General features: G+C 43.7%; 16 protein-coding genes and 1 tRNA gene. 9 read left to right on the forward strand and 8 right to left on the reverse strand.

The genetic code is table 11. The features are described from left to right. Positions 1–113 precede the first annotated feature (113 nt). Entirely contained in the window at positions 114–1031 is a 918-nt protein-coding gene (rlmF, locus tag MAMP_RS07215) for a 23S rRNA (adenine(1618)-N(6))-methyltransferase RlmF (RefSeq protein ID WP_007145363.1), read from the forward strand. A 14-nt stretch (positions 1032–1045) separates the two neighbouring features. Here rlmF and MAMP_RS07220 read toward each other — a convergent pair whose 3' ends face one another. After that, positions 1046–1927 carry a diguanylate cyclase gene (locus tag MAMP_RS07220; protein ID WP_007145364.1) on the reverse strand — a complete coding sequence of 294 codons (882 nt, stop codon included), beginning with the start codon at positions 1925–1927 and terminating at the stop codon, positions 1046–1048. A 98-nt stretch (positions 1928–2025) separates the two neighbouring features. Next, the gene (locus tag MAMP_RS07225) at positions 2026–3204 is read right to left on the reverse strand and encodes a pyridoxal phosphate-dependent aminotransferase (protein ID WP_007145365.1); all 1179 of its coding nucleotides are present in this window, start codon (positions 3202–3204) and stop codon (positions 2026–2028) included. Between the two features lie 332 nt (positions 3205–3536). Here MAMP_RS07225 and dksA point away from each other — a divergent pair, with 332 nt between their 5' ends. Continuing rightward, on the forward strand, positions 3537–3959 hold the full coding sequence (gene dksA, locus MAMP_RS07230; RefSeq protein WP_007145366.1) for an RNA polymerase-binding protein DksA: 423 nt from the start codon (positions 3537–3539) through the stop codon (positions 3957–3959). Positions 3960–4055: 96 nt separating this feature from the next. Here the strand turns inward: dksA and MAMP_RS07235 are convergent, their stop codons facing one another. From MAMP_RS07235 to MAMP_RS07245, 3 genes are all read right to left on the reverse strand, one after another. Beyond that, the gene (locus MAMP_RS07235; protein ID WP_007145367.1) at positions 4056–8090 is read right to left on the reverse strand and encodes a translocation/assembly module TamB domain-containing protein; all 4035 of its coding nucleotides are present in this window, start codon (positions 8088–8090) and stop codon (positions 4056–4058) included. 2 nt (positions 8091–8092) lie between these two features. Continuing rightward, positions 8093–9838, reverse strand: coding sequence for an autotransporter assembly complex protein TamA (locus tag MAMP_RS07240; protein WP_007145368.1), 1746 nt, complete (start codon positions 9836–9838; stop codon positions 8093–8095). Between the two features lie 83 nt (positions 9839–9921). Next, positions 9922–10842 (reverse strand): AraC family transcriptional regulator, encoded by a 921-nt coding sequence (locus MAMP_RS07245; RefSeq protein ID WP_007145369.1) that lies wholly within the window; start codon positions 10840–10842, stop codon positions 9922–9924. A gap of 154 nt (positions 10843–10996) precedes the next feature. Between MAMP_RS07245 and exaC the strand changes: the two genes are divergently transcribed. The 4 genes from exaC to MAMP_RS07265 all read left to right on the forward strand — a co-directional run bounded on the left by exaC (position 10997) and on the right by MAMP_RS07265 (position 15441). Beyond that, positions 10997–12517: an acetaldehyde dehydrogenase ExaC gene (gene exaC, locus MAMP_RS07250; protein ID WP_007145370.1), complete on the forward strand. Its 1521-nt coding sequence runs from the start codon at positions 10997–10999 to the stop codon at positions 12515–12517. A gap of 130 nt (positions 12518–12647) precedes the next feature. Next, complete coding sequence (acs, locus tag MAMP_RS07255) at positions 12648–14612, forward strand: acetate--CoA ligase (protein WP_007145371.1); 1965 nt, start codon at positions 12648–12650, stop codon at positions 14610–14612. Then, positions 14612–15013, forward strand: a complete 402-nt coding sequence (locus tag MAMP_RS07260) for an RNA-binding S4 domain-containing protein (RefSeq protein ID WP_007145372.1) — start codon at positions 14612–14614, stop codon at positions 15011–15013. Before acs ends, MAMP_RS07260 begins: the two co-directional genes overlap by 1 nt. Positions 15014–15018: 5 nt before the next feature. Beyond that, positions 15019–15441: a MazG nucleotide pyrophosphohydrolase domain-containing protein gene (locus MAMP_RS07265; protein WP_007145373.1), complete on the forward strand. Its 423-nt coding sequence runs from the start codon at positions 15019–15021 to the stop codon at positions 15439–15441. Positions 15442–15443: 2 nt separating this feature from the next. Here MAMP_RS07265 and moaA read toward each other — a convergent pair whose 3' ends face one another. The 3 genes from moaA to MAMP_RS07275 all read right to left on the reverse strand — a co-directional run bounded on the left by moaA (position 15444) and on the right by MAMP_RS07275 (position 17415). Beyond that, positions 15444–16451: a GTP 3',8-cyclase MoaA gene (gene moaA, locus MAMP_RS07270; protein ID WP_007145374.1), complete on the reverse strand. Its 1008-nt coding sequence runs from the start codon at positions 16449–16451 to the stop codon at positions 15444–15446. A gap of 5 nt (positions 16452–16456) precedes the next feature. Then, the gene (locus MAMP_RS16615; RefSeq protein ID WP_083821493.1) at positions 16457–16678 is read right to left on the reverse strand and encodes a YgaP family membrane protein; all 222 of its coding nucleotides are present in this window, start codon (positions 16676–16678) and stop codon (positions 16457–16459) included. A gap of 65 nt (positions 16679–16743) precedes the next feature. After that, entirely contained in the window at positions 16744–17415 is a 672-nt protein-coding gene (locus MAMP_RS07275; RefSeq protein WP_007145375.1) for a Bax inhibitor-1/YccA family protein, read from the reverse strand. A 159-nt stretch (positions 17416–17574) separates the two neighbouring features. Between MAMP_RS07275 and MAMP_RS07280 the strand changes: the two genes are divergently transcribed. The 3 genes from MAMP_RS07280 to MAMP_RS07290 all read left to right on the forward strand — a co-directional run bounded on the left by MAMP_RS07280 (position 17575) and on the right by MAMP_RS07290 (position 20370). Continuing rightward, positions 17575–17664, forward strand: a tRNA-Ser gene (locus MAMP_RS07280). Between the two features lie 277 nt (positions 17665–17941). Further along, on the forward strand, positions 17942–19477 hold the full coding sequence (locus MAMP_RS07285) for a thymidine phosphorylase family protein (RefSeq protein ID WP_007145376.1): 1536 nt from the start codon (positions 17942–17944) through the stop codon (positions 19475–19477). Then, positions 19474–20370 (forward strand): ribose-phosphate diphosphokinase, encoded by an 897-nt coding sequence (locus tag MAMP_RS07290; protein ID WP_007145377.1) that lies wholly within the window; start codon positions 19474–19476, stop codon positions 20368–20370. Before MAMP_RS07285 ends, MAMP_RS07290 begins: the two co-directional genes overlap by 4 nt. Positions 20371–20401: the final 31 nt, after the last annotated feature.

The following is a 20401-nucleotide window of genomic DNA, read 5'->3' on the forward strand; positions in this document are numbered from 1 at the left end:
CAGTCTTGATTGATCTATCTCAACCTGATCTCACGGTCAGGTTGAGAAGATTCATTTCCTCTACCACCTCCCAAGACTTATAATGGCACCTCTTCAAACTGAGTACGTTCTCCGTGTCATCACCCAATTCCCATCAAAAAACGGCTGAACGTTCACCTCAGAAACGTTTACACCCAAGAAATCATCATAATCAGGGGTATGACTTTCCGAGCTTGATAGCGAGCCACCCAACATTAGCACCATTTGTTTTTAACAATGCTTTTGGCAATCTGTCTATCGACTATAGCCATGCTGAAGCCGTCAAGCACTTAAATGCAGCTTTATTGACATACCATTATCAAATCCAAGGCTGGGATATCCCCGAAGGAGCTCTCTGCCCACCGATTCCAGGGCGTGTTGACTACATCCATCACATTGCCGATTTATTAGGCGTTTCAGACCAAAATAACAATATCCGCATGCTGGATATCGGTATTGGCGCCAGTGGCATTTATTCACTGCTAGCCAGTCACTGTTATGGTTGGCAATGTGTGGGAAGTGATATCAATCAGACCTCACTGAATAATGTCGCTACCATACTCAATAAAAACAAAACCTTAGAGAGGCTTGTAACACTTCGTCATCAGCCAAACCCACATCAGATATTTGAAGGCATTATCAATCAAGGTGAGATGTTCGATGTCAGCGTATGTAACCCACCTTTCCATGCCTCTGCTGAGGAAGCATCAAAAGCGTATCAACAGAAACAACATAATTTGAAGCTGAAAACCAATACAAACTCACTGAATTTTGGTGGTTCAGCTGCAGAATTATGGTGCAATGGCGGTGAGAAATTGTTTCTCAAAAAGATGATTCGTGAGAGTCAGGTGTTTGCTGAACAATGTCGCTGGTTTACCAGCCTAGTGTCAAAAATTGAAAACCTGACCCCATCAATCAAGTTAATCAAAAAACTGGGCGCCTCAGACATAAAGCAAATAGACATGCATCAAGGTAACAAAATCACACGCATCCTGGCATGGACGTTTCAGTAAACGGCCAACTGTAGCTAACGAACCTTCACCAGGTTGCGGCCAGCGGTTTTCGCCTGGTACATGGCCTCATCAACTTTGTTTATCGCATCGTCAACACTATAGGCAGGATCAAGGGATGTCACACCAATCGAGGCCGTAACCTGTAATGTGTTACCTTCTTTATCGTAAATAATTTGCTGTTGTGCAATCATGCTGCGAATGCGCTCGGCAACCCGTTCAGCTTGTTCTAATGTAGTATTAGGCATGCAAATCAGAAATTCTTCGCCACCATAGCGATAAAGCTGATCGTAAGGTCGCAATACCTGCTGTAAACACGCTACTGTTTTAATTAATACGTCATCGCCCACGGAGTGACCATAGTTATCATTCACCTGCTTAAAATGGTCCAGATCAAGCATAGCCAATGCACTGGGTTGCAGGCTTCGCTTTGCCATAGCATGTTCTTTATTTAACTCAGCCTGCATACCGGCTCGGGTCTGAGCCCCCGTTAAAGGATCTAAGTTTTGTACCAAGTTGGCGAATTCATGACGTAATGCTTGGAATTGTGTGCGCATTTTTTCCAGGTCATGGTTAAATTCATCAAACATAGTGACTGGTATCGCTTGTTCAGACACAACAAGTTCGATAAGTTGTTTAGCGCTTTTATGCATATTCTCATGGGCATGCCCTAACGACACAAAGGTGGGATGGTCCTGAATCAGCTCGACATGAGATGTGTAGAACCACTCACCAAACTCACACAATTTATAAGCATCGTTTCTTAGATCTTTTTCATCAGGTGGCACGCGAGACACTAAGACTCGTAAAAGATCTTGGTACCATTTCTGATGACTTTCTATCGCTTTATCAATCTCATCAATAACAAAGCGTAATTGTTGGTGAATCACCGCGGCCATGCCTGCCCATCCAAATTGGAAATAAATATGGAGTCATCGATGTTTGACCCTCTTTTGACTATTCCATATTAGTGTTTGCTAAACAAGCCTTATTTGATTTATCCAATCATGACGCGTTTAATGCGTTCAGCCGCTGCTACCAGCAAAGACTCGTCTCGTGTATATGCAAAACGGCAATGTGACTCTGCTTGATAATGACCAAAATCTAAGCCTGGTGTGATAGCCACACCAGCTTGTTTAAGCAGGAACTGAGATAAGGCCATACTATCGGGTATCTGCTCACTCAGTAGTGCTGAACAATCTGCGTAAAGATAAAAAGCCCCCTGCGGTGTGACGGGTATGGAGAAGCCAATATCTTTTAATAATGGCAGCAATGTATTGCGGCGTCGCTCGAAAGCCTGGCGACGCTGTTCCAGTATCGATAAAGTATCAGTCTGGAAAGCCGCCAGTGCAGCATATTGCGACATGGTAGCGGGTGCAAGAAACAAGTTCTGGGCTAACTTATCCATCACCTCTGTGTACCCTTCCGGCACCACTAACCAACCCAGGCGCCATCCAGTCATGCCAAAGAATTTGGAAAAGCTGTTCACCACGAAGACTTGATCACTCACTGATAATGCAGTCGGGGCATGAAAACCATCGTAAGTGAGACCATGATAGATTTCATCCACCACCAGATGCCCGGATTTTTTGGCTACCGCTGCTGCTAATCCACTAAGTTCTTGTTGAGTTAATACCGTACCGGTTGGGTTAGATGGCGAAGCGACTAAAGCCATCGCCGTGTTATCATCCCAATATTGTTCAATATGCTGAGCCGTAAGTTGATATTGGTGATTTGCATCAACAGGAATACTGTTGACGCGTCCTTCAACAAATCTGGCAAAGTGTTTATTGCAGGGATAACCGGGATCCGCCAACAAGACCTGCTTCTGTTTCTCGAGTAACGCCCCCATCACTAGAAGTAATGCACCAGACGCGCCTGGCGTAACAATAATACGCTCAGCGTTTACCTTTACCTGATACTGCTGTTCATACCAGCCAGCAATCGCTTCTCTTAATTCAGGTAAACCACATGCGGGTGTGTAATGTGTTTTGCCTTGCTTTAAGGCATTCATTCCAGCTTCGATAATCGGTTGAGGTGTTTCAAAATCAGGCTCACCGACTTCCATATGAATGATATTCTGCCCCGCCGCTTCCAGCTGTTTAGCCTGAGCCAAAATATCCATAACATGGAAAGGAGAAATAGCGTTTGCGCGACTGGCGACTTTTTTGGTCATGCCGTATCCGTTTGAGTTTTAAGGTGAAATAACAGGCGGCTAGTTTAACAAATCCAGATGCTTTAACAGCAGCTATTGAAAAGGCTTGCCAATGCACATACATAGGCGTACTAATCAACTGTTGAAAAAGATAGACAGGTGCGCGTTTCAGTGCCATGCTCTCTGGTTTTTAATCAGACTGATGTCGAAACGAACAGAAAAAGTAATAATTTTTTATTGTTTAATAATCAATTATCAGCACACCTGTAAATCGACGTTGATTTTAATTTTGCACAAGCTGGGCGCATCTGGTATAGATTCGCCCTTGGTTTTAGAAAGTATGAGGTTTCAAGATGGAAAACACTCAAGTCGACACTAAGATTGCTCCTTATCAGGAGAAAGCAGGCGAAGAGTACATGAACGACGCTCAGATTGAGCATTTTCGCCATATTTTAGAAAACTGGAGAGCACAGCTTCGTGCTGAGGTCGACCGTACGGTTCATCATATGCAGGATGAAGCAGCCAACTTCCCTGACCCGAATGATCGTGCTACTCAGGAAGAAGAGTTCACGCTTGAACTTCGCACGCGTGACCGTGAACGTAAATTAATCAAGAAGATTGATGAGTCGCTGGTTGATTTGGACAAAGGTGATTACGGTTATTGCGAATCTTGCGGTACTGAAATTGGCATTCGTCGTTTAGAAGCCCGTCCTACAGCAACGCTATGCATTGACTGTAAAACTCTGGACGAAATCAGAGAGAAAAACCGTATCTGATTCGTCTGATATTAAGGCGTTGTTCTAGGCATCAGGATTGATGCTCCAAGACCTCATACGCAAAAAAAAGCCCCGTTAACCGGGGCTTTTTTGTCTCTAGTCTTTTTTAGGTTCATAGGTATAAAGTAAATCTACCCCACTTTCTGTGCCTGACTCGGCTTTTAACGACCATATTTTACTAAGTTGATAACGCAGCTCGACACTACTGACGGAATCGAACACACCAATACCGTAACTCAGATAAAGTTTTGGTGATAAATACTTACCAATGGTCAGTGCTGCATTTTCCTTGCTGTCGCCAGTAATAGAAAACTCATCCAGACCAAAGGTATTGGCAATATCATCTCCTATCATCGCCCCGTTTTGCAGGCCAATTCCTGTGGCCGCTGAAGCGAGTAAGGCGGCATCGGTTGCACTTGCTTGTTCTATGGGTTTCCCCAAAATTAAATACGATAAAATATTGTCCTGACTCATATCTGGGTCAGAGAACAACGTCGCCTGAGGTGAGCTGACATTACCTTCGATGTATAAACCAGCGGTGACCTCTTTTCCGTGCCTGACGGCTTTAATATCAAGTTCAGGGTTATCAATGGGACCAGAAAAGCGAATTTTGCCATTATCTACTTTTAATAACTGACCATAAGCAACATAACTGCCGTCTTTAATCGTGATCTGACCATTCCCTAGCAATACATCATTAGGGTTACCAGATACATGTAAATCCCCTGTCAATCGTCCCTGGAAGCCCAATGCTTTTATCTGTACTTTATCGCCAAGGCTGACGGTTAAATCGACTTGCGTTTGTGATTCGGGCTGCTCTTCTGTGGTGTTATTTGAAATAACACGGACATCCGCACTCGGGCTCACTGATGAATTAAACCGGGTGGGTTCAATTAATGCTCTTGGAATAGCCACTTTACCGGTAACCTTGGTCAGCTCGGGGGTAACCAGAATCCTCATATCAGGTTCAGCAATGACTAATGCTTCGGGTGTATTCATCACTTCCAGTTGCTTACCACTGACGTTTGCAGTGAGTTCCCAACCGGTTTCATTTAAGGCATAGCTACCGGTAGCATTGAGCTTGCCTTCACCTGAATCAGCCGTTAATGTCAGGTCAACCTTATTCAGATTACCGTTAATCTCAGCCTGAATATTCTTTAATAAAATGCCGGCATCAATAATACTGACCTCACCCTGTTCTAACTGTGCCTTACCTAAAATTTCAGGTTGAGCAATGGTGCCGCCGATATCGATATTAAGCTTAAACTTTCCCTTAAGCCCTTCTATCGCCGGATGCGTTAATTGCAGAGCAGCCAGGCTTTCAATATTGGTTCTTACTTCACCTGTTAAAGCTGCTTGGCTGGCATCAGCCATTAAGACATCGATACTTGCCGTTTCAACATGGGCGTTGATAGCGGACACACCATCGATTTGCGGCTCCAGATTAAGTGTTGCTGTGGTATGTGTTTTATCTAATTGGTACTCAATAAAAGTATTCTTCAATACAATAGCTTGCTTCTGATTGAGCTCAGACTGATTCAGTTGAACAGAGGCATTTTCCAGCTGAATTTTGCCTTTCCCGGTTATTACATTATGGTTATCTCCTGCGAGTGCAAACTGCCCTTTAAGCTGGCCTTTTATTTGCTCTAACTCAGCAGAAAATTGTTCAAATAGACTCAATGGTAATTCTGCAAAGTCACCTGAGGTTTGCCATTGATCCTGAGAGTGACTGGCTGTAATACATAAATTGCCTTTCTCAGACTGCCAGCAATGACGAGGAATATCTTGCTGTTTCGCATTCAGCATTAACTTGCCTTGTTGAGTCAGATGCCAAACACCTGCCTGGTCATTACCAAAGTCAAACTGGCGGAATTGTCCTGTCCAAGTGGATTGATTTAGCTGCCCATCAGCAGCGACATCAATATTTATCGCTTTCGATGCCAGGTTCAGTTGTATCTGATGTGATTGCTGTTTCCCCGTGACATCAAGATCAACCCGATCAATCAACAGCTCTGATAAGGTCAGTCCTGTGAGCGTAACGCGGCTATCAATATTGGCATTCGCTTGCAAAGTGAAGTCAATATCCCCATTAATAGCTTCGACTTTTGTCGTATCAAAAGCTAACGACTTTCCGTCAACATTGGCAAGAATACGTGGTTGCTCAAGACTGCCTGTCAAACTGCCTGAGCCATTAAGACGTCCTTTAAGGGTCGGGTAAAAATCTTGTAAGTCAGGTGAGTTCAGTGTCCAGTTAACGTTCATCTGATCTTGCTGAAGCTTTCCTTTCACTGAAAGTGTGGATTCTGCCGATCTCGCAGAAAAATGATCAATCAACACATCGTTGGCCTTAGAGCTGAGTTTTACCTCAATAGCCAAAGGTTTCTGTCTTAAAGAACCTGATAATTTTAAAGTATCCAGTACCACATTCAGCTGATTATCTGTTTGACTGACGGTAAGTGGTGCCTGACCAGATAACGATCCAGGCCATTCTGGCAAAATAATGCCCGGATTAAATTGATTTACCGTCAAATGACCATCCACTAGTGATTCACCAGCCCAGGCGAGTCTGCCCTGATAATCAATTTCGCCTTTACCTAATTGAATATGTAACTGACTTTGCTCAAAACCAATATCTGTTTTGCCATCACCGTTGGCATTGATTGTCATCGCGACATCATTCACCGTTAGATCGGTTTCTGAGCGTAACGTCATTGTGTTGGTATTGCCTAACAAGTTTAACTGGCCTTGTTTTATATAAACGGCCACTTCAGATAATGATGCTGGCAGTCTTAAATGCTGCCAATTTGCAGCGAGCTCATAATTTATCGGGCTTGATGACCAGTCAACTTGGCCGTGAGTAGTGATCTTACCGTCAAAGCCGTTAATATTCAGTTGCTTGAGCGAGGCGGATGTGTCATCACCCTGCAACTGAGCCGTCAGTGTTAAAGGTTCATTTTCATAGGTCACTACAGTGTTAATACTGGCCTGATAATCCTTTATTGACCCTGTAAGATTGACTTCTCCATGCTCGCTTTTGACTACAACCTTATCCCCTTGTAATGGCCACTGTAATTGCTGCCATACGGCCTTGAGATCAAAGGCTATTTCAGGGGTGTCCGTGTTGACCTTACCTGATAGCGTGATTATTTTTTCGTTATCTGGCTGTGCTTTTGCTTGAATATGCCATTCAGCCATATCTTCACTGTCAGCATTCACATCAATATCGATAGCCGGTATATCCGTTCGTTTCACCGTCGCTTGCAGCGAACTTTTCAGCCTTGTCAGCGTACCTTCAGCGTGTAGCTTGACATTATCAAGCTGCAATTCCTGTTCAGGCACCAACTTACTGACATCAATGGCTTGTGCTGATGTTGTCAAAGTCCAGCTCAGAGAAGAGGTGAGATCATTAACGACCAGTGTTTGTTCTGATTTGAGTGGTTGCTGAATCTCTTGAGTCAGTACAAGTTGCTGTTGGTTACCCGTTATTTGACCGTTTATCGTCAATTTTTCAGGAAAAACCTTCAACAAATCGACATGGTAATTCAAACTAACAGCATGCTGCTCTGTTAAGCCAATACGACCATCAAGCTGGAACTGCACATCTTGCTGCGATAGAGATAAGGTCTGTATCACCAGTTCATCAGATATCGTTTCCGCCTTGAGTTGAGCCTCTTCAACTAAGGTCGTTTTTGCTGAGGCATTATCTAACGTCACATCTCGGATGATAAGTTGGTCCAGCGTGATTCGAACTGGTAAGGCAATATCCGGTAAGTTAATCTCAGCATTTACATCACTGGCTTTGTCAACCTGCTCAACCGGGCTTATCGTTATCCCCTGGACAGCTAATCGTTGGATATGTAAATGGCGCTTAACTAATTCAGCAGGCCTCCAACTAAATTGCAGTTGTTCAATAGCAATAGCTGTTGCCTGTTCTGGCTGATACTCAATATCTGACAAAACAAGCTCGCCAAATAATTCGCCTTTGGCTTCACCCACTTTTAAAGCCGGAACCATTTTGTTAACGATATTGAGTGTAGTATTCAGACCCGATTGGGTGGTGAGCAACCAGACCATCCCGGCAAGGAAAGCCACAAAGACAAACATGATGGCGAAAACAATTTTCTTGCGCATGATTATAAATCCGGCCCAATCACAATATGCAGAGCAATCGGTTCATCTTTCTCTGACAGGCCTTTCGCCAAATCAACCCGAATCAATCCTACTGGGGAGCGCCAGCGAATACCGACACCCACACTATATTCAATGGGATCACTAAAACTATTAAACGCATTCCCAAAATCAGAAAAAACAGCCGCCCCCCAATCCTTTAGAAACATATGCTCAAGTTCGACACTACCCACAGCCAGATAGCGTCCACCAACCACATCACCTTCTGAATTCTCAGGCCCCAGTGACTGGTAATCGAACCCTCTGATACTGTTGTCACCGCCAGTAAAGAAACGTAGAGAGCTGGGTAATCGTTCAAAGTCACTCACTTCGGTTGCCCCAATTGAGCCCCGGGTGATAAAGCGACTGTTCTCACCAAAAGCCTGAATCAGTTTGCCTCTGACCACAATCTGACCAAAGGTAATATCAGATAATAATGATTCAGATGCACCAGAGAGTGTCAGGGATAAACGCGCACCATGTTTTGTATAAATGGTATTGTCAGCCCAGGTACGGCTCCAGGATATGCCGGGAATAAGTAAAAAAGTTGACTCACTTTCATCGGAAATATCAAAATCTTCTTGTAAGAATTTAATTGAGCCGGTTTCATCCCAGCCCCATCTTTCACGTTTATAGTAGCTACCTACCGCAAAGGATTCACTTTCACTGGTGTCGGTATCTTGCTGTTTATATTCTGTATTGAAGCCAACGGTATTAATCGTTTCACTCCAGAATGGCATCACATAATCGGCACTTAGTGTATTGGTGACTTGGGATAAACGTGCATCGGCTTGTAATCGGTGTCCACGTTTATTCACATAACGATTTTCCCAGCCAAGACTTAATCTTGCTCCAGTATCAGTGCCATAACCAAGACCAGCCGTATACAATTGTTTTGGTTTTTCTTCCAATGAGATATCGATGGGTACTTGCCCATCTTGTCTTTCAGCGCGCTGGGTACGAACTGACACAGAATCAAAGTAACCACTATTACTGAGATTTTTTCTCAGTGTTAATGCTTTGTTATCCAAATAGGGTTCACCTTCCTTATAAGGTAATAACCTGTCTAATAATGGGTCGCCAACAACGGTATCCGGGAATAAGGTCTTACCAAAGCGATAACGCACACCAGAGTCATAATGCAGATAAACATTGGCGATATGATTTGGTACATCGACTTCAACTGATGCTTGGGTCAACTTTCCATCAAAATAGCCCCGGCTCATAGCCAAGGTTAATATTGATTTTTTCGCGGCTTCGTACTGTTGGTGATTGAGTTGCTGATCTTTTTGAAGTGGGAACGCTTTCTTTAGTTTTATAAACTCTGCATCCTCTGCAGCTTCGCCATTAAACGCGATGTCAACCAATGCCAGCTTAACCGGTTCACCTAAATCGATGGTGTAAGTAGCTTGCCAATTGTCTTTATCGAGCGAGAGTTCACTGCTGATTTCTGGCTGGTAATAACCAAAGACAGTTAACATCGTGCGTAATTCTTCAGGTGCCGATTTATGTAATTTTTCCAGATAACGTTTATTCAGGCGTTCACTTTCTTTTTGTTTTTCGATAGAGAGCCCGTTGAGCAGGGTCTTTCCCATTGAAGCATCCACACCATTGATTTTTACAGTTAATTTAATGGGATCAGCAAGAAGTACTGAACTGAAGAACAGTAAGAAAATAAAGAATAGTCTGTGAATAAAGGCTATTGCAGGCAAAGTAATCTCGTGCTGGAAGTAAAAATGATGGACAACTATTATGACAGCAATAATTGCTTGCCATTCACTAACAAAGAGGTGTTTTATTTATTTTGGATAAATTTTTGACGGTAAACACTTGGTGCGCAACCGAAGAAACCAGTGAATCGACGACTAAAGTGGCTCAGGTCACTAAAACCAAAACTATAACAGGCATCGGTCACACTTTTGCCGGACTGAATTGCCTCAGCAGCGGCTTTTAAACGAATTTGTTGTTGAAACTCACCCGGCGTACAACCCAACTGCTTTTTAAACTCAACGTATAAACGGCTGCGACTCATACACGCTTTACGGCATAGCTGGTCAACATCCAGTGGATTGGCGATATTTTGCTCAAGATAGTGAATCGCTGCGGTGACACCTGTAGCATCTGGAGATTGTTGACAATAACTTAATAAAACATCACGTCCTTGTTCCCTGAGCAGTCTGATCACTAACTCTGTCACACTCAGATCCAACATAATTTCTTTGTCTGGATCGTTACGTGTATATAAGGAAACCATTTTTTCCAGCAAATACTGGGTATCACCTGTGTGATGCTTATGGATAATTTTAGGTTGATATTCCCATTCGTGATTCGGTGCATCCAGCACAATAAGATCACGCATTCGTTCGGACAACCGTTCAATTCTGTCTTTGGATATTTCAATGGTCAGACAGGTGGTTGGTGCAGTCTCATTGGCATCAGGAAAATCAATTTCTACGTGTTCACCGGGCGGGACAACATAAGATTCATGCGGAAGAAAAAGTTCGCCATCGTTATTGTGCGGACTATGCATGACTTTGCGTCCACTCACCATGCCACAGTAGAGTAATTGTTGTGCTTCAAGGCCCACTCTGCTGGCTGCGCGATACGTGTCATAAATGCTCAGTTCTGACTCCGGGCCAGCGAACTGAACTTTATTTTCCGTCAATAATTGTCGTTTTTCACGCCGTTTTACCAGCGAGAGTTTCTCAATTTTCATTAGGATATCTTATACCAAATTACAAAATATTTTTGGAATGGTTCTGGACTCTCAGTCAAGTGATTGAGATTTTCAGTCAAACACACTTGCCAGTCATGGAATTATCCTGTATCTTTATGTTCATACTATAACCATAAGCAAAGAGAGAAAGACTATGATCTATGCAAAACCCGGTACTGAAGGCGCTGTCGTCAGTTTTGAATCGCGTTATGAAAACTTTATTGGGGGCAAATGGGTTGCGCCCGTAAAAGGTCAATATTTTACGAATACCACACCTGTAACAGGTGAAGTCATCTGTGAGATTCCAGAATCGACTGCAGAAGATATTGATTTGGCATTAGATGCTGCGCATGCAGCGAAAGATGCCTGGGGAAAAACATCTGTTCAACAACGTTCCAACATTCTGTTAAAAATCGCCGATCGCATCGAAGAAAACCTTGAAATGCTGGCCGTGGCTGAAACTTGGGACAACGGCAAAGCAGTCCGTGAAACATTAAATGCCGATATTCCACTCGCCGCTGATCACTTCCGTTATTTTGCCGGCTGTATTCGTGCTCAAGAAGGCACCATGGGGGAAATCGACGAAACTACCGTGGCCTATCACTTCCATGAACCACTGGGTGTAGTTGGTCAAATTATTCCCTGGAACTTCCCATTGTTAATGGCTGCATGGAAACTGGCGCCAGCTTTAGCTGCTGGCAACTGCATCGTCATGAAACCAGCAGAATCAACCCCTGTTTCCATTCTTAAATTGATGGAAGTCATTGGTGATTTATTACCGCCAGGCGTACTGAATATCGTTAACGGTATGGGCCGCGTGGCTGGTGAAGCATTAGCCTCAAGCACACGTATTGCCAAAATTGCCTTCACAGGTTCAACACCAGTTGGCTCGCATATCATGAAACGTGCAGCGGAAAACATTATCCCATCAACAACTGAATTAGGTGGTAAATCACCGAACATCTTCTTTGAAGATATTATGCAGCAAGAAGAAGACTACATTAATAAGTGTGCTGAAGGTTTAGTACTGGCCTTCTTTAACCAGGGTGAAGTCTGCACATGCCCATCTCGTGCTGTTATTCAAGAAAGCATCTATGACGATTTCATCAAGATTGTTATGGATCGTGCTAAGAAAATTAAGCGTGGTAATCCATTAGATACTGAAGTTCAGGTCGGTGCTCAGGCTTCACAAATGCAATTTGATAAGATTCTGAGCTATGTCGATATTGGTCGTCAGGAAGGCGCTGAAGTATTAATGGGTGGCGCTGTAGAGCAACTGGGTGCCGAATTTGAGAATGGCTACTACATTCAGCCTACCTTGATGAAAGGCCACAACAAGATGCGCATCTTCCAGGAAGAAATCTTTGGCCCGGTCGTCTCTGTGACCACATTCAAAGATGAAGCAGAAGCACTAGAAATCGCTAACGATACAGAGTTTGGTCTTGGTGCAGGTTTATGGACCCGAGATATGAATCTGGCTTACCGCATGGGACGTGGCATCCAGGCGGGTCGTGTATGGACAAACTGCTACCACATGTACCCTGCTCACGCGGCATTCGGTGGTTATAAAAAATCTGGCGTTGGTCGTGAAACCCACAAAATGGTGCTTGAGCATTATCAACAAACGAAAAACTTGTTGGTTAGCTACAGCACCAGCCCGCTCGGTTTCTTCTAGAAGCCTTACCACTCCCAAAAACTCTCCCTCGATAAATATTGAGGGAGAGTTTTTTATGTCTGCTTAACACACATTGATAATCATTGTATTGTGTTAATTTAGCTAAAGAATACTTATAAAGGTGTCGCATATGGCTCAAGATAATATCGAATCAACCTTACATGAAGACCGTCAGTTTCCACCCAGTGAAGCCTTTCTAAAAACGGCATCATTACTTTCAGAACAACTTGATGCGTTATACAAAAAAGCGGAACAGGATCATGAAACCTTCTGGGCTGACATAGCACGACAGGAAATTGATTGGAAACAAGCTTTTACTCAAACACTGGACGACAGTAATGCACCTCATTACCGCTGGTTTGCCGATGGCAAACTTAATGTCTCCTATAACTGCCTTGATCGTCAGCTTGAAAAAAATGCCGAAAAAACCGCGGTTATTTTTGAGGGAGAAAAAGGTGATGTAGAACATATCAGTTATCGCGAACTTCACCGTCGCGTGAGCATCTTTGCCAATGCATTGAAAGCACAAGGTATCGGTAAAGGTGACCGCGTCATTATCTACATGCCAATGATCACCGAATCTGTTATCGCTATGCAGGCTTGCGCACGTATTGGCGCCATTCACTCCGTGGTGTTCGGTGGCTTTTCTGCGTCATCATTAAAAGACCGTATCGAAGATACCCAAGCGAAATTGGTCATCACAGCGGATGGTGGTTTCCGTGGTGGTAAAACAGTTGAACTGAAAAAAACAGCCGATCAAGCCTTAGCATCAGGCTGTGACACTGTTGAAAAAGTCATTGTCTACCAAAGAACAAAACATGACGTTTCCATGCAAGCAGGCAGAGATATCTGGTGGTCTGATGCCACGGCAGATCAGTCTGATGAATGTGAACCGGAATGGATGGATGCGGCAGATCCTTTATTTCTTCTCTACACGTCAGGTTCTACGGGTAAACCTAAAGGCATTCAACATAGCTGTGGTGGTTACCTATTAAATGCGATCACCACGATGCGCTGGGTCTTTGATATCCAAGACTCTGATGTTTTCTGGTGTACGGCAGATGTAGGCTGGATTACCGGCCACACCTATGTCGCCTATGGCCCGCTTGCCACCGGCGCCACACAGGTTATCTATGAAGGCGTACCGACAGTACCTGATTCCGGCCGTTTCTGGGATATCTGTCAACGTCATGGCGTCACTATTTTCTACACAGCCCCCACCGCTATTCGTGCATTAATGAAAGTCGGTGATGACATACCAAATAGTTACGATCTATCTAAACTGCGACTATTAGGTACCGTGGGAGAACCTATCAATCCTGAAGCCTGGATGTGGTATTACAACGTTATTGGTCAGGGGCGCTGTCCGATTGTTGATACTTGGTGGCAAACGGAAACCGGCGCACATATGATTGCACCCGTTCCAGGCGTTACTCATGCAAAACCAGGCTCTTGTACTCGTCCTCTTCCAGGTATTGATGCTGCGATCGTTAATGACGATGGTGAAGAAATCACTACTGCCAATCAGGGTGGTTATCTCGTCATTCGTAAACCATGGCCATCGATGATTCAAACCATCTGGGGCGATGATCAACGTTATAAAGATACCTACTGGCCTTATTTTGGTGGTAAGTATTACTTAGCCGGTGATAGTGCCAGACGAGATGATAATGGCTTTTTCTGGATCATGGGCCGTATTGATGACGTACTGAATGTATCTGGTCACCGCCTGGGTACCATGGAAATTGAATCTGCCCTTGTCGCTCATCCACGTGTGGCGGAAGCTGCCGTAGTCGGTCGTCCACATGATGTAAAAGGTGAAGCCGTTTTTGCTTATGTTGTGTTAAAAGGTGATCGTCCCGAAGGTGGTGAAGACGAAGAGTTAACTAAAGAACTGCGTAATTGGGTTGGTGAACAAATTGGCCCTATCGCTAAACCAGATGATATTCGTTATTCAGATAATTTACCTAAGACCCGCTCAGGTAAAATCATGCGTCGTTTACTTCGTACTATTGCCAAAGGTGAAGAAATCACGCAAGACACCTCCACTCTGGAAAATGAGTCTATCCTGTTACAACTGCAAGGTAAGGCTTGATGGCACAACAGGACTCTCGTTCTGAATCTCAGCGATTAGATAAATGGTTGTGGGCCGCGCGTTTTTATAAAACGCGTGGTCTCGCCGTTGAAGCCATCTCAGGTGGCAAAGTCCACGTCAATGGACAACGTGTTAAACCCAGTCGAACAGTTCGCATTGAAGACACGCTGACCATTTCCAAACCACCCTACGAATTTGAAGTGATTATTCAGGGGTTAAATCTGCAACGTCGCCCCGCTTCCGAAGCGGAACAGCTTTATGAAGAAACACCTCAAAGCCGTGATAAACGCGAATTATTGCGTGAACAAATAAAAAACGAACCGCTGGGTTTCCGACAACAGAAAGGTCGGCCCAGTAAACGTGATCGTCGTAATATCATCAAATTTACCCGTGAGTCTTGATAGTTATGTCAGACCAAGACTTCATCCTTAGCTCGATTAAAAAAACACAGAAAGATGTCTTTAAATTAGCGATAGAAATGCAAAAAAGAGCCGCTGAAGTCGGGTTTGACTGGCCCAGTCCTGATGGCGTATTAGACAAAATCCATGAAGAAATTGATGAGCTAGGTCAGGAAATCAAACATCATTCTGACAAATCAGTGCTTTTAGCTGAACTAGGTGACATCTTATTTGCCTGCTGTAACCTGGCAAGACATTTGGATATTGATCCTGCAGAAGCACTCAACAGTAGCAACACCAAGTTTTACCGACGCTTTAATTATGTGGAAACAGCGGTTACAGCTCAGGGTAAACAATTTGAAGATTTTTCGCTGGAAGAGTTAGATAGTCTATGGAACTCAGCTAAACAATTAGAGCGATCTGAAGATTAACACTAGCCGCCCGTAACGCTCATGTGCCGAAAAATAATTGGCTGAGCCTTGATATCAAAATCATGACCTTTCGGTTTAATGTCCATGGAATCAACAATCGCCTGTTTCAATGCCTGCATATCGCCAGGATACCGCCGTATGACGTCACGTAAATCCATCGAGTGCTCCTGCCCCAAACACAGTAGCAAACGACCTTCTGTCGTCACCCTGACACGATTACAGCTATCACAGAAGTTATGACTGTGTGGTGAGATAAAACCAATTTTGCTTGTCGTGCCAGCTACCTGATAATAACGTGATGGACCGCCAGTAGAAGCGATACTGGCTTGTAAATCGAATACGGTTTTTAACGTGGCTAATACCTCATCGCTGGAACAATAACTTTCTTCACGAGCATGCGAGACATGGCCTAAAGGCATTTCTTCAATGTAGGAAATATCCAGATCGTTATCAATAGCAAACTGGGCTAAATCAATGATTTCATCTTCATTGCGCCCTTTCATGATGACCGCGTTTAATTTAATACGTTTGAAGTTGGCTTTTTTTGCTGCGGCGATGCCCGTCAGAACCGTGTCCAGATCACCAGTTCTTGTTAATGCCTTAAATTTTTCAGCATTTAAAGAGTCCAGACTGATATTGATACGATCTAAGCCCGAATCGGCTAAGGTCTGGGCATACTTTTCCAGCTTGGAGCCATTGGTGGTTAATGTCAGCTCTTTAAGCGAGGTCGAAGCTTTAAGCTGACCTAGTTCATTAAAGAGCCAATCCACATCACGTCTTACCAGCGGTTCACCACCGGTAATACGTACTTTTTCCACACCGAGTTCACAGAAAGCACGCAACAGAAAAACGATTTCTTCCAGGCTAAGTAATTGTTGCCGAGGCATGAAAGTCATTTCTTCATCCATGCAATACACACAACGAAAGTCACATCTATCCGTAATAGACATACGCACATACGTCACCTTACGTCCAAAGCGATCAATCAATTGTGTGGGTAATTTAGCCATGCTGTTTATTTACTCTTTTTGCTCTCTTTATCGACCTGACATGATGTTTGACATGTAGATAATCCAAACACCCCGTAAGCAAGACAACGACCAGTGAATGCGTTTATTAATAAACCAACTCCCAACAGCCACCACCAATTACTGTCATAGATGGCGTAGGCTATTATAACTGTGCCGATAATAATTCGACACCAACGATCCCAATTAGCCAGATTTTTCTTCACCATTCCACCATAAAAATAAACCCCGCAGTGCGGGGTTTATTAGAAAGTAAATGAACCAGATAGTTCAATTAGTCATCGCCAGAGAAGGCACCAATTAATTGCAGCAAGCTGACAAACAAGTTGTAGATACTGACATACAGTGTGATGGTCGCCATGATGTAGTTGGTTTCACCACCATTAACGATTTGGCTTGTTTCGAAAAGAATCAGACCCGCCATCAATAATACAAACATCGCTGACACAGCTAGGGACAGACCTGGCATTTCAAAAAAGAACGCGGCTAAGCTGGCTAGAAAAGCAACCAGAATACCAACGAATAAGAAGCCGCCCATAAAGCTAAAGTCTTTTTCACTTTTTACAGCATAAGCCGATAAAGCGATAAAGATAATGCCTGTACCACCAAGAGCTTGCATCACAATTTGTGGGCCATTAGGTAAACCTAAATAGGCATTGACAATCGGACCTAGCGTTAAGCCCATAAAACCTGTCAGAGCAAAAACAGACACAATGCCCCAAGCACTGTTACGAAGTTTAGTTGTTAAGAAAAGTAACCCAAAATACCCAACCAGTGTAATAATGATGCCAGGATGTGGCAGGTTGAGTGCCATTGATACTCCAGCAGTCATAGCACTAAATAATAGTGTCATGGCTAATAAACTATACGTATTACGTAAAAGTTTATTGGTTTGAACCGCAGACTGCTGCGAACGAACAACAGTTGATTCAGCGTTATAATTCATCAGTTTTCTCCGTGTTTTTTCCAGTTGATGAAAAGCTTATAATAATGACACCTATCCTACTCGATAAGTTCTAAATGGCAATAGATATTATCTATCTACAAATAATTTTATTTTTACGGTTGTGTTACCGAACCATTATCTGTATTATTTCGCCTCTCTGGAGAGTTGACAGAGCGGTTGAATGTACCGGTCTTGAAAACCGGCGTGGTTTAACGACCACCCAGGGTTCGAATCCCTGACTCTCCGCCATACATTAAAAGCCCCTTTTCGAAGGGGCTTTTTTGTTTCAGCTCAATGCTTTCAGGAATCCACTCTAATTTAGTATGGATGGTTTTCCCGGGATAGAGCCTCCGGCCTTAACTTTTAGCTGTCCAGCAATAGAAACTGCCTTTAAATCTTCAAAATTAAAGCTTATCTCCTACTTATTATGCTAAACCTGATATAGATCAGTTATACAAACAAATCAGATTGACCGACTCTGTTACGAACAATTAAGCTTGAACTAAGTTACTAGCTCGAGTCCAGTATGATTGATACATCGGAACTACCCACTTCCATCCCCTCCCTGAAATTAAAGTGTGTCGCTATCGATACCTACAAAGAAAACGTCGCTTATTTACATCGGAACTGTGGACTTTATCGTAGCGAAGGCTTTCAGGCGTTGAGTAAAATAGAAATCCACACGGCTAATAGCACTCAGCCTGTTATCGCTGTTCTCAACGTCGTTGATGATGCTTCTATTACTAATATCGATGAATTAGGTCTAAGTGAGCAAGTCTATGAACAATTAGGCATCCCGGAAGGCTCAGAAGTCTTTATTAATCATGCTACCCCGCCTGAGTCACTGAAATCTGTTCATAAAAAAATAGCCGGTGAAAAACTCGATTATCAGCAGTATTTACATATTATTCAGGACATCGTGAATAACCGTTATTCGAAAATCGAAACAGCGGCGTTTATCGTAGGTTGTGCTGAAACTGGCATGGAGCGAGATGAAATATTACATCTGACTCATGCCATGGTGGATACCGGTGAACGCATCGACTGGGGCGAAGATCTGGTCTGTGATAAACACTGTATTGGTGGTATCCCTGGCAATCGTACCACCATGTTACTCGTTCCCATTATTGCTGCTCACGGCATGTTGATGCCTAAAACATCCAGCCGGGCGATCACTTCACCTGCTGGTACCGCAGATACCATGGAAGTCTTAGCCAACGTCGATCTGTCTCTGCGACGTTTGCATGAAATCGTTAGTCAACAACGTGCCTTCCTGGCATGGGGCGGTACGGCAAAACTTGCGCCGGCTGATGATGTGTTGATTTCCGTTGAACGCCCGCTATCTATGGACTCAACCGGGCAAATGATCGCCTCGATACTTTCTAAGAAAATTGCTGCAGGCGCCACACATTTACTGATTGATATACCGATTGGGCCTTCAGCAAAAGTACATACCCATATGGAAGCGCTTAAGTTACGCAAACTGTTTGAGTATGTCGGTGACAATATGGGATTGCATTTAGAAGTGGTCATCACCGATGGCAGCCAACCAATAGGTAGAGGCATCGGTCCTGTTTTAGAAACGCAGGATGTGATGAAAATTCTTGGGAATGAACCTAACGCCCCCATCGATTTAAAAGAGAAAGCCTTACAGTTGGCCGGCAGAATTATCGAATTTGATCCCGATGTCAGAGGCGGTCAAGGTTACGCTGTTGCCAGAGATATTCTTGAATCAGGCCGAGCACTCACAAAAATGAATGCCATTATCAATGCTCAGGGACGCAACAACACCCCCATACAGGTTGGCAAGCTCCAGTGTGATATTTGTGCACAAGACACAGGCATCGTAAAAGCGATTGATAATCTGAAAATTGCTTCCATTGCACGCTTGGCCGGTGCACCGATGGATAAAGGCGCAGGGATTTATTTACATAAAAAAGTCGGAGATAAAGTCAAAAAAGGTGAGGTATTATTTACCATTTATGCCGAGTTTAATGCTGATTTTACCTTTGCCAAAAATGCCGCACTCCTCGACAACAGCTACCAGATTGATAAACTATGAGCACAAAACTTCCCCTGCTAATTAGCTTTTCAGACTATCAGCAACAGGCTAAAGTCCTGGCTATGGTATGTGGAATACCATACGAAACCATTCAACTTCATCACTTTCCGGATGGTGAAAGCCAGTTAATCTTACCGGTCGACTTACCTGAAACAGTGATTGTTTGCAGAAGCCTCAACGACCCCAACAGTAAATTGATTGAATTGATGCTAACGGCACAATCATTACGCCAGAATGGTGTAGAACGCATTATTCTGGTGGCACCTTATCTTTGCTATATGCGACAAGATAAAGCCTTTCATCCGGGAGAAGTCGTCAGTCAAACCATTATTGGTCGATTCCTGGCCGGTTTATTTGATGCTGTGATTACAGTAGACACGCATTTGCATCGCATCTCTGAACTACGCGAAGCCATTCCTATAGAAAATGCTGTTAATATCAATGCTACTCAGCCGATGGCAAACTTTATCGAGACCCGTTTTAACAATCCACTGTTATTAGGGCCTGATGGCGAATCAGAGCAATGGGTAAAAGACATAGCGACACATTTTGGCTTTGATTATGCCGTAGCACAGAAACAACGTTTGGGTGATCATAAAGTGCTTGTCACTTTGCCTGAACGCGCCTATTCCGGACGCGATATTATTATTGTTGATGATGTGGCCAGTACCGGGAAAACACTGTTGGAAGCAGCTAAACAGCTGATGCCATATCAACCGGCCTCAGTCAGTATTCTGGTCAGTCATGCCTTGTTTATGGATGATGCAATAGAACAACTGAATGCGGCAGGCATCCAACATATCTATAGTTGTGACAGTATTCCACATCCGACCAATACAGTGAGCTTAGCCAATTTGCTCGCCAACGCTTTACAGGACGTCTTGCGCCACTAGCTTCAACACACCACATAAATGGAGGGTTAGA

It is taken from the genome of Methylophaga thalassica MP (assembly GCF_000214595.1).
Classification (GTDB): domain Bacteria; phylum Pseudomonadota; class Gammaproteobacteria; order Nitrosococcales; family Methylophagaceae; genus Methylophaga; species Methylophaga thalassica.